Consider the following 13,058-nt stretch of genomic DNA (forward strand, 5'->3'; position numbering starts at 1 on the left):
CACACGGGGGGTGAAGAGCCGGAACCAAATAAAACATTTGGCACTGACATTCATCGACACACTATTGAGTTCTCAAAGAACACACGCACACACATTCACCCCGAACATTCTCGGAACTTCAGTGAGGCAACTTTTCCAGCTTAGCTCAGTGGTGAACCCAGTTGCAAACTGGGGTCGCGGCCGAGCCATGTGATCGCCAGGCGCTCCTCGTCCTACCTCGTTTCCCTGGCCTCCGGCTCAGCGTTTCCGCTCAGCTCCTGGGCCCCGGGTCGGTGTCCGTGTCGCTCTGACTTGGAATAAGTTACGTGTCTGCGTGCACGATGTCAAATCCCCTGGTCATCACGCGTTTTCAGGGAAACGATCGATAACTCGCGCCCATCGGGATGGGCGCGAGCGCTCAATCCGCGGCGCCGACGCGCGTGACATCGCCGCCCAGCTCCTGCAGCTGCTCGACGAAATTCGGATACCCGCGATCGATATGGAAGACGTCGTGCACTTCGGTGGTCCCGTCGGCGACCAAGCCCGCGAGGACCAGACCCGCGCCGGCCCGGATGTCGGAGGACCACACCGGAGCACTCGACAACCGAGGAATCCCGCGCACCACCGCGTGGTGCCCATCGGTGCGCGCGTCGGCGCCGAGCCGGATCATCTCTTCCACGAACCGGAAGCGCGCCTCGAAGATGTTCTCGGTGATCATCGAGGTTCCGTCCGCGATGGACGCCAGCCCGATGGCCATCGGCTGCAAGTCGGTCGGGAAACCGGGGAACGGCAGGGTCGAGAAGTTCACCGCGCGCGGCCGCTCGGCCTGAACCACCCGGAAGCCGTCCTGCTCGAACGAGATGCGCGCCCCCGCGGACCGCAGCTTGTCGAGCACCAGCGACAGATGCTTGGGGTTCACGCCCGTGACGCGGATGTCGCCGAGGGTCATCGCGGCGGCGATGCCCCACGTCGCGGCCACAATGCGGTCACCGATGACGCGGTGGGTGGTCGGCGCGAGACGCTCGACGCCCTGGATGGTGAGCACCGAGGTGCCCGCGCCGCTGATCCGCGCCCCCATCCGGACGAGCATGTTGCACAGGTCGACGATGTCCGGTTCGCGCGCGGCGTTGTCGATCACCGTCTCGCCCTCGGCCAGCACCGCCGCCATGAGGATGTTCTCGGTCGCGCCGACCGAGGGAAAGTCGAGCCGAATCCGGGCGCCTTGCAGCTCGTCGGCCTTGGCCACCACGCAACCGTGCTCGATTTCGCTGGTCGCGCCGAGCAGGCGCAGGCCGGCCTGATGCATGTCGAGCGGGCGGGACCCGATGGCGTCACCGCCGGGCAGTGCGACGACGGCGCGCTTGCACCGCGCCATCAGCGGACCCAGCACGCACACCGACGCGCGGAACTGCGTCACCGCGGGGAAGTCCGCGTGGTACTTCGGTTCGGCGGGCGTGGTGATCGACACCGTCCCGCCGTCGATGGCCACGTCGCAGCCGAGGCCGCGCAGCACATCGCCCATCAGCGGCACGTCGAGGATGTCCGGGCAGTTCGTGATCGTGGTGGTGCCCTCGGCGAGCAGCGCAGCGGCCATCAGTTTGAGGACGCTGTTCTTGGCGCCCCCCACCGTGACCTCACCGACGAGTCGATTTCCGCCGGTAACCAAAAACCGTTCCATGCCGCCTCTCCGCGTATTCGGCGCACTGTTGGTGCAAGGATAGTTGGGGCGGCGCACTACGGTGCCGCCTCTCCACGACTCCCCTCGCCTCCGGACGTTTTCGCCGTTGGAGCGAGTGCCGCGAGATGGGCGTGTTCTGTGGTCGACGGGGTGGTCCCGACGCCTTGCCGGCAATACCCCGTGATCGCCCGGGTACTCGCCTGCGGTCCTACGCGATCAGGCGCTCGGCGGTTCCCCGCCGGGCTTCCACAGGATATCGCCGCCGGGATTGGCCACCCGGCTCAGGATGAACAGCAGGTCCGAGAGGCGATTGAGGTACTTGGCGGGCAGCACCTCGGTGTCCTCCGGATGCGCCTCGATCGCCGCCCACGCCGAGCGCTCCGCTCGGCGCGCGACCGTCCGGGCGGTGTGCAACAGGGCAGCCAGCGGCGTACCGCCGGGCAGAATGAACGAATCGAGCGCGGGCAACGCGGTGTTGAACTCGTCGCACCATGCTTCGAGCCGATCGATGTAGGGCTGAGTGACCCGCAGCGGCGGGTACTTCGGCTCCGCCACGACGGGTGTGGAGAGGTCCGCGCCTGCGTCGAACAAATCGTTCTGTATCTGCCGCAGTACCGCGAGCATCGTCTCGTCGGGCCCACCGAGGGCGATCGCCACACCGATGGCGGCGTTCGTCTCATCGCAGTCGGCGTAGGCCACCAAGCGTGGGTCGGTCTTCGCGACCCGGGAGAAGTCGCTCAATCCCGTGGTCCCGTCGTCGCCGGTCCGGGTGTAGATCCGGGTCAAGTGCACGCTCACAGCACAACCCTAGCGGGCGCCGCCGGACCTGGGTCCGCCGAGAGCCGTGGGCTACAGACCCGGCATCCGCCGCGTGCGGTCGGACGGGCGGGATTCCACCCAGGACAGGAAAGCGGTCAGGGAATCGCGATCCAAGGCGAGTTCGAAGTCGCCCGAGCGGTCCGACACCGCGATCACGGCGATGTCGTCGGTCATGATGTCGTACTCGTCGCCGCGCGGACCCCGGCGATCACCGATTTCGATGCCCTGCCGCCGAATGGCGGAGTCCGGGCCGAGTTTGAGGCTGGTGAGTTTGAAGAAGACCAGACGGTCCTCGTCGTAGCGGATCAATCCGTGGCGCCATCCTTGACCGCCGCGGGCGGGCAGGACACGCAGGATCGCGGCGGTTCCGCCGCGCCGCAACATGATGAGGCGGTAAGTCGAGGCAAGCGCGAGGAACACGAGCGTGAGCACCAGAATGATCAGGAGAACCATCCCGGTTTGCAATGCTGTTCGTCCCTTCGCTACGCCGCCGTGTGGTCCACACGGCATTCGATTGGCGGGTGTTCGCAGGCCCTTCGTGGTGACGCGGACTGCCGCTCGGCGAGCCTGATGTTCACACCGCGTGCGGTCATTCAACCACGGCACCGAGTTTACAAATGGCCCGGCCGTGTCCGACTCGCCTGAAAGACGCTGTCGGCGGTGAAGGGATTCTTCACCGCCGACAGCAGTCGTGCTCGAAAACAGGTTGTAACTACGCGTTCGCCGTCTGTTCGACCGCGCGCACGCGGGCCTGAGCCGCCTTCTGCTGCTCTTCGCTGGCGTCGGAGTCGGCCAGCACCCGGCGGGCCTCCTCGACGTCCACCTCGTCGGCGAATTCCGCCGACTCGGCCAGCACCCGAACCGAGTTCGCGGTCACCGAGAAGAAGCCGCCGTGCACCGCGGCGACGACCCGCTGACCGTCGGTGTCGACGATCGTCACGGTGCCGCCCTCGACCAGCTGGCCGAGCAACGGTTCGTGGCCGGCCATGATGCCGATCTGGCCCTCGGTGGTCTGCGCGCTGACGAACGTCGCCTGGCCGGACCAGAGCAATCGTTCGACCGCGACGAGATCGACTGACATTTCCGCCATCGGTGACTACTTTCCGAGGATCTTCTTGGCGGCCTTCTCGACATCGTCGAGACCACCGCAGCTGTTGAAGGCCTGTTCGGGGTAGCTGTCGAACTCACCCTTGCAGACGCGGTCGAAGTCGTCGATGGTCTGCTCCAGCGGCACGACCGAACCCGGCTGACCGGTGAACTTCTCGGCCACGATGAAGTTCTGGCCGAGGAACTTCTCCAGACGACGGGCGCGGCCGACGAGGACCTTGTCCTCCTCGGACAGTTCGTCCATACCGAGGATGGCGATGATGTCCTGCAGTTCCTTGTACTTCTGCAGGATCCGCTTCACCTCGTTGGCCACCCGGAAGTGCCGGTCGCCGACGATCGAGGCCTCCAGGATGCGGGAGGTCGAGGTCAGCGGGTCGACGGCCGGGTAGATGCCCTTCTGCGAGATCGGGCGGGAGAGCTCGGTCGTCGCGTCGAGGTGGGCGAAGGTGGTCGCCGGAGCCGGGTCGGTGTAGTCGTCGGCGGGCACGTAGATGGCCTGCAGCGAGGTGATGGACCGACCACGGGTCGAGGTGATGCGCTCCTGCAGCTCACCCATCTCGTCGGCCAGCGTGGGCTGGTAACCGACGGCGGAGGGCATGCGGCCGAGCAGGGTCGACACCTCGGAACCGGCCTGGGTGAACCGGAAGATGTTGTCGATGAACAGCAGCACGTCCTGGTGCTGCACGTCGCGGAAGTACTCGGCCATGGTCAGCGCCGAGAGGGCGACGCGCATACGGGTGCCCGGCGGCTCGTCCATCTGGCCGAAGACGAGGGCGGTGTCCTGGAGGACGCCCATCTCCTCCATCTCCAGGTGCAGGTCGGTGCCCTCACGGGTGCGCTCACCGACACCGGCGAACACGGAGGTGCCGGAGAACTCCCGCGCGATACGGGTGATCATCTCCTGGATCAGAACGGTCTTGCCGACACCGGCGCCACCGAACAGACCGATCTTGCCACCCTTCACGTACGGGGTGAGCAGGTCGATGACCTTGATACCCGTTTCGAGCAGCTCGGTCTTGCCCTCGAGCTGGTCGAACGACGGCGGCTTGCGGTGGATGCCCCACTGCTCGCCGTCGCGGCCGAGGCCGGGGGTGTCCAGGCAGTCGCCCAGCGCGTTGAAGACGTGGCCCTTGACCACGTCGCCGACGGGCACCGAGATCGGCTTGCCGGTGTCGGTGACGGTGGCGCCGCGGACCAGGCCGTCGGTCGGCTGCATCGAGATGGTGCGCACGATGCCGTCGCCGAGGTGCTGGGCGACCTCCAGAGTCAGGGTCTTGGCCACCGAGGTCAGGGCGATCTCGGCGTGCAGAGCGTTGAACAGCTCGGGAATGGCTCCGCGCGGGAACTCGACGTCCACGACGGGGCCGATGACCCGGACGACGCGACCTGCGGCGCCGCCGGTCCGGCTCGTGTTGTCTTGGGTGACAGCTGCGGTCATTGGTGTTGGTTCTCTCCGTGTCGATGTGCGGCCTTCGGGGGCCCTACGTGCCCTTCACTCAGGCCGCGAGTGGCGCTTAGTCGCGGTCCGAGCTCGACGCCAGCGCGTTCACGCCGCCGACGATTTCGCTGATTTCCTGCGTGATCTGGGCCTGGCGCACCGAGTTGGCCTCGCGCTGGAGCACACTCGCGAGTTCGTTGGCGTTGTCGGTGGCGGCCTTCATTGCGGTGCGCCGAGCCGCTGACTCGGATGCCGCTGCCTCGAGCAACGACGCGTAGATGCGCGTATTGACATACTTCGGCAGCAGCGCCGCCAGCAGCACATCGGCGTCGGGCTCGAATTCGTACTGCGCGTGGACGTCCGCCGTCGGTGAATCCGACACGATGTCCTCACCCAGGTCGAAATTCTCGTCGACGTAGCTCACCTGGATCGGCGCCAGACGGCGCACCTCAGGGCTCTGCGTCAGCATCGAGACGAAGCGGGTGTACACGACGTGCAGCTCATCGACGCCGGCGATGTCACCCGTCCCGTTCGGAGCGGGCACCGCTCCGTCGGAGCCGGCCATGAAGGCGTCGACCAGGTGGTGGCAGGCGGACGAAGCATCGGAGTACTTCGGCTGCTGCGAGAACCCGGTCCACGCCGACACGTACGAGCGGTTGCGGAAGGCGTAGTAGGTCAGGCCCTTGTTGCCCATCACGTAGAGCACCGGCTCTTTGCCCTCGTCACGCAGGGTGGTCATCAGCTCTTCGGCGCGCTTGAGCACGTTCGAGTTGTAGCCACCGCACATGCCGCTGTCACTGGTGATCACCAGCACGGCCGCCCGGCGCGGGTTGGCGCGCTCGGTCAGCAGCGGATGCGAGAGGTTCTTCGACGCGCTCGCCAGCTCGCTGAGGACCTTGGTGATCTCCTCCGCGTACGGCTTCGCGGCCGCGACCCTGGCCTGAGCCTTGGAGATTCGCGAGGTCGCGATCAGCTCTTGGGCCTTGGTGATCTTCTTGATCGAATTCACACCACGAATGCGGGAGCGCAATTCACGCAAGCTTGCCATCAGCGGTTCACACTCCCTTCATTCGCTGCGTGGGATTGACGGCATACGCCGAGCACGAGGAGGTCGCGCACGCTTCCTCCTTCGTGCCCGTCGCGTATGCCGCGGATCGAATAGCGCATTTGCCGGCTCGCGTTACTTCTCGACGTGCTTGCGGGTCACCGACAGCGACTCGACCTCTTCGTGGTCGAGCTGGCCCGCCTCGGCCTCGTTCACCACGGGAGTGCCGTCGGAGGTGAGGAAGGTCCCCAGGAACTTCTTGGTGGCCGCCTCGACCTGCTCGGCCGCCTCGCCGTCGAGCACCTTGCCGCCCTCGATGGCCTTGAACGCGTCGGCGGCGCTGCGGTGCAGCTCCTCCAGCAGCTCGGCGTTGAAGCGGCGGATGTCACCGACCGGGATCGAGTCGTAGTGGCCGCGGTCGACCAGGTAGATCGAGATGATCTGGTCCTCGACCGGCACCGGCGAGTACTGGTCCTGCTTGAGCAGCTCGACCCAGCGGGCGCCACGCTCGAGCTGCGCCAGCGAGGCCGCGTCGAGGTCGGAGGCGAACGCGGAGAACGCCTCCAGCTCGCGGTACTGCGCCAGTTCCAGACGCAGCGAGCCCGCCACCTTCTTCATGCCCTTGGTCTGGGCGGCGCCACCGACGCGGGAGACCGAGGTACCGACGTTGATCGCCGGGCGGACGCCCTTGTTGAACAGGTCGGACTCGAGGAACACCTGGCCGTCGGTGATCGAGATGACGTTGGTGGGGATGAACGCCGAGATGTCGTTGGCCTTGGTCTCGATGATCGGCAGACCGGTCATCGAGCCAGCGCCCAGCTCGTCGGACAGCTTCGCGCAACGCTCCAGCAGCCGGGAGTGCAGGTAGAAGACGTCACCCGGGTAGGCCTCGCGGCCCGGCGGGCGACGCAGCAGCAGCGAGATGGCGCGGTAGGCCTCGGCCTGCTTGGTCAGGTCGTCGAACACGATGAGCACGTGCTTGCCCTGGTACATCCAGTGCTGGCCGATGGCCGAACCGGTGTAGGGGGCCAGCCACTTGAAGCCGGCGGAGTCGGAGGCCGGGGCGGCGACGATGGTGGTGTACTCCAGCGCGCCGTGCTGCTCCAGCGCGGCCTTCACGCCCGCGATGGTGGAGCCCTTCTGGCCGATGGCGACGTAGATGCAGCGCACCTGCTTGGTCGGGTCGCCGGTCTCCCAGTTGGCCTTCTGGTTCAGGATCGCGTCGATGCAGACCGCGGTCTTGCCGGTCTTGCGGTCGCCGATGATCAGCTGACGCTGGCCGCGGCCGATGGCGGTCAGCGCGTCGATCGCGGTGATGCCGGTGGCCAGCGGCTCCTCGACCGGCTGACGCTCCAGCACGGTCGCGGCCTGCAGCTCGAGCACGCGCTGTTCCTCGGACTCGATCTCGCCGAGGCCGTCGATCGGCTGGCCCAGCGGGTTCACCACGCGGCCGAGGAACTTGTCGCCGACCGGGACCGAGAGCACGTCACCGGTCCGGCGGACCTCCTGGCCCTCCTCGATCTCGGCGAACTCGCCGAGGATGACGGCACCGATCTCACGGTCCTCGAGGTTCAGCGCGACGCCGAGCACGCCGCCCGGGAACTCGAGCAGCTCGTTGGCCATTGCCGAGGGCAGGCCGCTGACGTGCGCGATGCCGTCGCTGGTGTCGGTGACCACACCGACTTCTTCGATGGAGGTCTCGGGGGTGTAGCTCTGGGTGTAGCTCTCGATCGCGCTACGGATCTCGTCGGAGGAGATCGTCAGCTCCGCCATGTTCTTCCTGCTCTCGCTGTCTGGGTCTGGAATGTCGGGGGTGGTGGAAGCGCGCTAGGTCAGGGCCCGGCGCATCTTCTCCAGTCGGCCGATGGCGCTGCCGTCGATCACGTCGTCACCGACGCGCACCACGACTCCGCTCAGCAGATTCGGGTCGACCTGGATGTGCACCGTGGTCGCCTTGCCGTAGATGCGCCGCAGCGAGGCGGCAAGCCGGTCGCGCTGCTGCTCGGTGAGCCCGATCGCGGCGCGCACGTGCGCGACGATCTGATCGCGGCGCCCCGCCGCGAGGTCGGACAGCTCGTCGAAGGCGGCGCTGATGCCCGACCGCTGCCTGGTCACCACCTGCTCCGCCAGGGTCAGGGTGATGGGCTCCGTCTTGCCGGCGAGCAGCCTTTGGATCAGCTCGCCCTTGGCCGAAGCCTGCTGTGACCGATCCGACAGCGCCTGCTCCAACTCGGGGTTGTCGCTGATGATCCGGCCGAGCCGGAACAGCTCGTCCTCGACCGCTTCGATCCGGCCGCGCTGGGCCGCCGACTCCAGCAACGCCTCCTGTCCGAGCAGCACCAGGGTGTCCACCAGATCGGAAGTGCGCGACCAGTTCTCGGCCACCGCGGTGGTCAGCACTGCCAGCGTGGCAGCGCTGACCTTGCCGCCGAAGACCCGCTCGCAGAGTTCCGCACGCGCGGAACCCGGCACCGACACGTCCGCGAGCGCCACACGCAGCGAACGCTGGTCGTCCAGCACGGCGACAACGGCGAACAGTTCCGAGCCCGTCGTGGCCGCGGCACTGTCGCTTCCGGTCAGAGCGGCCCGAAGCGCCTCCCGAGACCGGGCACTGGCCTCGCGGCTCGCTGCGTACATGCTTCTCACTTTCGCGTCGTTACCTTCCGACCCCGATGCCTGCGTCCGTCTGGTCGAGCTCGTCGAGGAAACGGTCGATCGAGGCGGCCTGCTTGGCCTCGTCCGAGACCGACTGCCCGATGATCTTCTCGGCCAGGTCGACGGCCGTGCGGCCGACTTCGTGGCGCAGCTCGGTCAGGATCTGCTGGCGCTGGGCTTCCAGCTGGGTGTGGCCCGCCGCGATGATGCGGTCGGCTTCCGCCTGGGCCTCCGAGCGCATCTGGGCCAGGATCTCCTGGCCCTGGGTACGCGCGTCCTCACGGATGCGCGCGGCCTCGAGCCGGGCGTCGGCCAGCTGCTGCTGGTACTGCTGCAGGGTGAGCTGAGCTTCTTCCTGCGCGGCTTCCGCGCGAGCGATGCCGCCTTCGATCTTCTCGGAACGCTCGTCGAGTGTCTTCATCAGGCGCGGGATCACGTACTTGTAGAACAAGAACCCGATGATGATGACGCAGACGATCGACCAGATGATGTCGTACGTTTCGGGGATGAGAGGATTCACATCCTCTCCCTCCGCCGCCGCGAGCAAAACTGACTCGTACATCGGAATCAGAAAATGAAGCCGGCGACGAGACCGATGAGGGCCAGGGCCTCGGTGAACGCGATACCGAGGAACATGTTGGTACGGATGGTGCCCTGCAGCTCAGGCTGACGCGCGATGCCCTCGATGGCCTTGCCGACGACGATGCCGACGCCGATGCCGGGGCCGATCGCGGCGAGACCGTAGCCGACGGCGCCCAGGCCCTTGAAGGTGCTCTCGTTGGTGGCGGCTTCCTGGGCCAGGTAAGCGAGGCTCATGAGTCTTCCATTCCCTTTCTGTTGCTCACCCGCCGGTCGGCGTGGTGTAGCAGGTTTCCGGTAGTTGTGTCGGTCAGGTCAGTGGTCGGCAGCGTGCTGTGCGAGCCCGATGTAGACGGCGGTCAGCAGCGCAAACACGTAGGCCTGCAGGAAGATGACCAACAGCTCGAACAGGGTGAATCCGAGTCCCGCGAGCAGCGAGAACGGCGAGAACACCTTCATCCAAGAAGTGGCGTCGAACAGGAAGAACCAGGTCGCGCTGAAGAACAGCACGAGCATGATGTGGCCGGCCAGCATGTTCGCCATGAGTCGGACGGTCAGCGTGAACGGACGCAGGATGAAGGTCGAGACGAACTCGATCGGAATCAGCAGCACGTGCAGTGCGGCGGGAACGTTCGGAACGACGATGCTGCTGCGCATGTAGTTGAGGAATCCGTACTTCTTGATACCGACGTAGTTGAACGTCAGGTACGCGATGACGGCCAGCACCAGCGGCATGCCGATTCGGGCGTTCGACGAGATGTTCAACCCCGGAACGACACCCGAGAAGTTCAGAAAGAGGACCGTGAAGAAGATCGTCGCGATCAGCGGGAAGAACTTCCGTCCCGATTCCTTGCCGAGGACCTCGTCACAGATCTGCTCCTTGACGAAGACCAGGCCGATTTCGGCCACATTCTGCAGGCCGCGCGGAACGATCCGGGGCGAGCGGAATGCCAGCACCATCACGACAGCGAGAACGGCCGTCATCAGAATGCGGATCAGCATCAATCGATCGAGTTCGAACGGCGTTCCCTCGAACAGCACAGCTGGAGGGAAGAAGTCGGTAAGCGACGGCGCGTGGAACTCGGCCGCCAGAGTGGTGACGCTCAGCGTTCTCTCCCGTGTTCGGGCCGCGGGTACGGTCATTCCCGCGGTTCGATCGGACATTGACGATCAATTTGGGTCGACTCAGGTCGGCTCGAAGTTCGTCAGCAGCTGGGCGGTGGTTTGATTTCCACCAGGCGTCTGTACGTGTGTCGGCGACATTCGTCGACATGCAGAACCGGAAACCCTCGGAGCCCGGCACGGCAGTAAGCATAGCGGCCCATGCAGGGGATCTCGGCGGTGACCCCTCACAGATCCCCGACTTGGTCGCTTGCTTACCAACACTTTACCAAGTCATCTACGACAGCGTGTAGGGGGTGGGGTGTTTTCGTTACTCCCGGGTACCGGACGCGGTGTCCGGGTCGGTGGTCGTCACGTACGGAACCTTCTGCCGGACAACGCCGTACGTCTCCGCGCCGAGCACGATGACCAGGGCTCCGACCACCGTGAGGAACAGCACGACGCGATCGTAGAAGTGGAACCGCTGGAGGATCGCGACGACGATCAGCGCCACCAGGACCTTGCCCGCCCAGCTGACCAGCATGATCAGGCCGGCGGTACTCGGCGGCAGCTTCGCGCCGAACAGCACGACGGCCGCGGTGGTGAGGATGAAACCGCCACCGATCGCGGCGCCGAGCACGGCGCCCCACACTCCGGAGCCACCCGCGACGGCGGCGCCCAGCGCGACGGCCAGGACAACCAGCACGCCCAAGCCGATCAGGCCGTAGCGCAGCGCGGACCGCAGCGGCGCGTCGGGGCCGGGCACGGGTCGGGGTGTGAAGCTCACAACCGCCGACTTTACCCGGACGCCGATCCGTCACCCGCCGGGTCCCCACGCCGCAGCCCCGGAATGGCGGTGATCACCAAGGCGAAAACCAGCCCGCCCGCCATCAGCAACACGACCAGCGTGCGGTCCATCAGCGAGGTACCGACCGCGCCGAAGGCGAGCACACCGACCCACAAATAGATCAGCAACACCACGCGGCGGTGCGAATGGCCGATCTGCAGCAAGCGATGATGCAAGTGCATTTTGTCCGGCGTCGAGAAACTCACGCCCGCGCGAACCCGGCGCACAATGGCGAGCAACAGGTCGAGCACCGGAATGAACATCACCGCGCCGACCAGCAGCAGCGGGGAAAGCAGACCGACGATGTCGCGCGGGCCGTACCCCTGCAACGGGATTCGCCCCGACGCGCCGGTCGACACCGCGGCAAGCATCAATCCGATCAGCATCGAGCCGGAGTCGCCCATGAATATGCGCGCGGGCTGGAAATTGTGCGGCAGGAATCCGAGGCACCCACCCGCGAGCGCGGCGGCCAGCAATGCCGGCGGGTAGGTGTCCACCGAGCCGCCCTGCTCGTTCATCAGTCCCAGGCAGAACACGAAGACGGCCAGCGCCGCGATCAGACCCAGACCGGCCGCGAGGCCGTCCAGACCGTCGACGAAATTCATGGCGTTGACCAGGGTGACGGTGACCGCCACGGTGACCAGCCCGCCCTGCAAGCCGTCCAGCACCACCGTGGTGTTGCTGAACGGGTTGTAGATGACGTACCAGCCCAATCCCATGACGGCCATCACACCCGCCGCCGTCACCTGGCCGGCGAACTTCGTCAGCGCGTCCAGTCCCCAGCGATCGTCGACGATGCCGACCAACACGATGACCGTGGCGGCCACCAGCACGGCGATCGGGATGTCGGGTTTGTAGTCGAAGCCGCTGCGCAGCGCGGGCAGCTGGTGGGCGAACAGCACCGCGGCGACCACACCGATGTACATGCCGACGCCGCCCATCCGCGGAATCGGCTTGACGTGCACGTCCCGGTCCCTGGGCACGGCGACCGCGCCGAAGCCGATCGCCAGTACCCGCACCCCACCGGTGGCCAGGAACGTCACCACCGCGGAGATGAGCAGCACGACGAGCAGCTCCCGAAGCGGGACGACGGCACTCGAACCCATCATCCGCGCTGCTGTGCGGCGCCGCTGAGCGCTTCCGGCGACATGCCGAGCACCTCGGCGATGTCGGCGACCGGCACCGCGCCCACGCGCAGGATGCGCGGCTGGTCGGCGGTCAGATCGACGATGGTGGAGGCCACCGCGTGTTCGGCAGGGCCGCCGTCGAGATAGACGCCGACCAGCTCACCGAGCTGGTCACGGGCTTCGGGCGCGGTCTTCGCCGGGGGCTGCCCGGACACATTGGCACTCGACACCGCAAGCGGGCCGACCTCACGCAACAGCTCCAGCGCGACCGGGTGCAGCGGCATCCGCAGCATCACCGTCCCACGCGTGTCACCGAGATCCCAGGCGAGCGAAGGCGCTTGCTGCACAACGAGACTCAGGCCGCCGGGCCAGAACGCCCGGATCAGCTCGCGCGCCTGCGGGCGCACCGAGAAGACCAGGCCGTCGATGGTGTGCCAGGAACCGACGAGCACCGGCACGGGCATGTCCCTGCCGCGACGCTTGGCCGCGAGCAGCGAACTCACCGCGGTGGCATCGAACGCGTCGGCGGCCAGCCCGTACAGGGTGTCGGTGGGCAGCACGACCAACCGTCCGGACTTCAGGGCGCTGGTGGCTGCGGACAGTCCGGCGGCGCGCGAGTCGGGATCCGCGCAGTCGTAGACGGTACTCACGGCACCCATCCTGGCATGCTGGGCGGCTGGGCC

General features: G+C 66.6%; 14 protein-coding genes. All 14 read right to left on the reverse strand.

Features of this window, described 5'->3' with window-relative positions:
• Positions 1–397: 397 nt before the first annotated feature.
• Entirely contained in the window at positions 398–1,657 is a 1,260-nt protein-coding gene (gene murA / locus ACGF7Y_RS31045) for a UDP-N-acetylglucosamine 1-carboxyvinyltransferase (RefSeq protein WP_040865172.1), read from the reverse strand.
• A 216-nt stretch (positions 1,658–1,873) separates the two neighbouring features.
• Positions 1,874–2,455 carry a cob(I)yrinic acid a,c-diamide adenosyltransferase gene (locus tag ACGF7Y_RS31050; protein WP_393240056.1) on the reverse strand — a complete coding sequence of 194 codons (582 nt, stop codon included), beginning with the start codon at positions 2,453–2,455 and terminating at the stop codon, positions 1,874–1,876.
• Positions 2,456–2,506: 51 nt separating this feature from the next.
• The gene (locus tag ACGF7Y_RS31055; RefSeq protein ID WP_084466922.1) at positions 2,507–2,929 is read right to left on the reverse strand and encodes a DUF2550 domain-containing protein; all 423 of its coding nucleotides are present in this window, start codon (positions 2,927–2,929) and stop codon (positions 2,507–2,509) included.
• Positions 2,930–3,188: 259 nt separating this feature from the next.
• A complete protein-coding gene (locus tag ACGF7Y_RS31060) occupies positions 3,189–3,566 on the reverse strand; it encodes a F0F1 ATP synthase subunit epsilon (protein ID WP_393240059.1) in 378 nt (125 codons plus the stop codon).
• Between the two features lie 6 nt (positions 3,567–3,572).
• On the reverse strand, positions 3,573–5,021 hold the full coding sequence (gene atpD / locus ACGF7Y_RS31065; RefSeq protein WP_159930782.1) for a F0F1 ATP synthase subunit beta: 1,449 nt from the start codon (positions 5,019–5,021) through the stop codon (positions 3,573–3,575).
• 76 nt (positions 5,022–5,097) lie between these two features.
• Positions 5,098–6,069 carry a F0F1 ATP synthase subunit gamma gene (locus ACGF7Y_RS31070; protein WP_357125956.1) on the reverse strand — a complete coding sequence of 324 codons (972 nt, stop codon included), beginning with the start codon at positions 6,067–6,069 and terminating at the stop codon, positions 5,098–5,100.
• A gap of 132 nt (positions 6,070–6,201) precedes the next feature.
• Entirely contained in the window at positions 6,202–7,839 is a 1,638-nt protein-coding gene (gene atpA / locus ACGF7Y_RS31075; RefSeq protein WP_063051797.1) for a F0F1 ATP synthase subunit alpha, read from the reverse strand.
• 54 nt (positions 7,840–7,893) lie between these two features.
• Positions 7,894–8,703, reverse strand: coding sequence for a F0F1 ATP synthase subunit delta (locus ACGF7Y_RS31080; protein WP_393240064.1), 810 nt, complete (start codon positions 8,701–8,703; stop codon positions 7,894–7,896).
• Between the two features lie 19 nt (positions 8,704–8,722).
• Positions 8,723–9,283 (reverse strand): F0F1 ATP synthase subunit B, encoded by a 561-nt coding sequence (locus ACGF7Y_RS31085; RefSeq protein ID WP_393240067.1) that lies wholly within the window; start codon positions 9,281–9,283, stop codon positions 8,723–8,725.
• 5 nt (positions 9,284–9,288) lie between these two features.
• A complete protein-coding gene (locus tag ACGF7Y_RS31090) occupies positions 9,289–9,537 on the reverse strand; it encodes an ATP synthase F0 subunit C (protein WP_039796339.1) in 249 nt (82 codons plus the stop codon).
• 78 nt (positions 9,538–9,615) lie between these two features.
• Positions 9,616–10,464, reverse strand: coding sequence for a F0F1 ATP synthase subunit A (gene atpB / locus ACGF7Y_RS31095; protein ID WP_393240070.1), 849 nt, complete (start codon positions 10,462–10,464; stop codon positions 9,616–9,618).
• A gap of 268 nt (positions 10,465–10,732) precedes the next feature.
• Positions 10,733–11,188: a hypothetical protein gene (locus tag ACGF7Y_RS31100; protein ID WP_040865163.1), complete on the reverse strand. Its 456-nt coding sequence runs from the start codon at positions 11,186–11,188 to the stop codon at positions 10,733–10,735.
• Positions 11,189–11,199: 11 nt separating this feature from the next.
• Positions 11,200–12,357, reverse strand: a complete 1,158-nt coding sequence (locus tag ACGF7Y_RS31105) for a glycosyltransferase family 4 protein (protein ID WP_040865162.1) — start codon at positions 12,355–12,357, stop codon at positions 11,200–11,202.
• Positions 12,354–13,025: an L-threonylcarbamoyladenylate synthase gene (locus ACGF7Y_RS31110; protein WP_357125988.1), complete on the reverse strand. Its 672-nt coding sequence runs from the start codon at positions 13,023–13,025 to the stop codon at positions 12,354–12,356. Before ACGF7Y_RS31110 ends, ACGF7Y_RS31105 begins: the two co-directional genes overlap by 4 nt.
• Positions 13,026–13,058 lie beyond the last annotated feature (33 nt).

Source organism: Nocardia sp. NPDC047654 (assembly GCF_043205035.1).
Classification (GTDB): domain Bacteria; phylum Actinomycetota; class Actinomycetes; order Mycobacteriales; family Mycobacteriaceae; genus Nocardia.

Coding starts and splice junctions, on each gene's coding strand:
- murA (WP_040865172.1), bottom strand. CDS start 1,657: ATGGAACGGTTTTTGGTTACCGGCGGAAATCGACTCGTCGGTGAGGTC.
- ACGF7Y_RS31055 (WP_084466922.1), bottom strand. CDS start 2,929: ATGGTTCTCCTGATCATTCTGGTGCTCACGCTCGTGTTCCTCGCGCTT.
- ACGF7Y_RS31060 (WP_393240059.1), bottom strand. CDS start 3,566: ATGGCGGAAATGTCAGTCGATCTCGTCGCGGTCGAACGATTGCTCTGG.
- atpD (WP_159930782.1), bottom strand. CDS start 5,021: ATGACCGCAGCTGTCACCCAAGACAACACGAGCCGGACCGGCGGCGCC.
- ACGF7Y_RS31070 (WP_357125956.1), bottom strand. CDS start 6,069: ATGGCAAGCTTGCGTGAATTGCGCTCCCGCATTCGTGGTGTGAATTCG.
- atpA (WP_063051797.1), bottom strand. CDS start 7,839: ATGGCGGAGCTGACGATCTCCTCCGACGAGATCCGTAGCGCGATCGAG.
- ACGF7Y_RS31080 (WP_393240064.1), bottom strand. CDS start 8,703: ATGTACGCAGCGAGCCGCGAGGCCAGTGCCCGGTCTCGGGAGGCGCTT.
- ACGF7Y_RS31085 (WP_393240067.1), bottom strand. CDS start 9,283: ATGTACGAGTCAGTTTTGCTCGCGGCGGCGGAGGGAGAGGATGTGAAT.
- ACGF7Y_RS31090 (WP_039796339.1), bottom strand. CDS start 9,537: ATGAGCCTCGCTTACCTGGCCCAGGAAGCCGCCACCAACGAGAGCACC.
- atpB (WP_393240070.1), bottom strand. CDS start 10,464: ATGTCCGATCGAACCGCGGGAATGACCGTACCCGCGGCCCGAACACGG.
- ACGF7Y_RS31105 (WP_040865162.1), bottom strand. CDS start 12,357: ATGATGGGTTCGAGTGCCGTCGTCCCGCTTCGGGAGCTGCTCGTCGTG.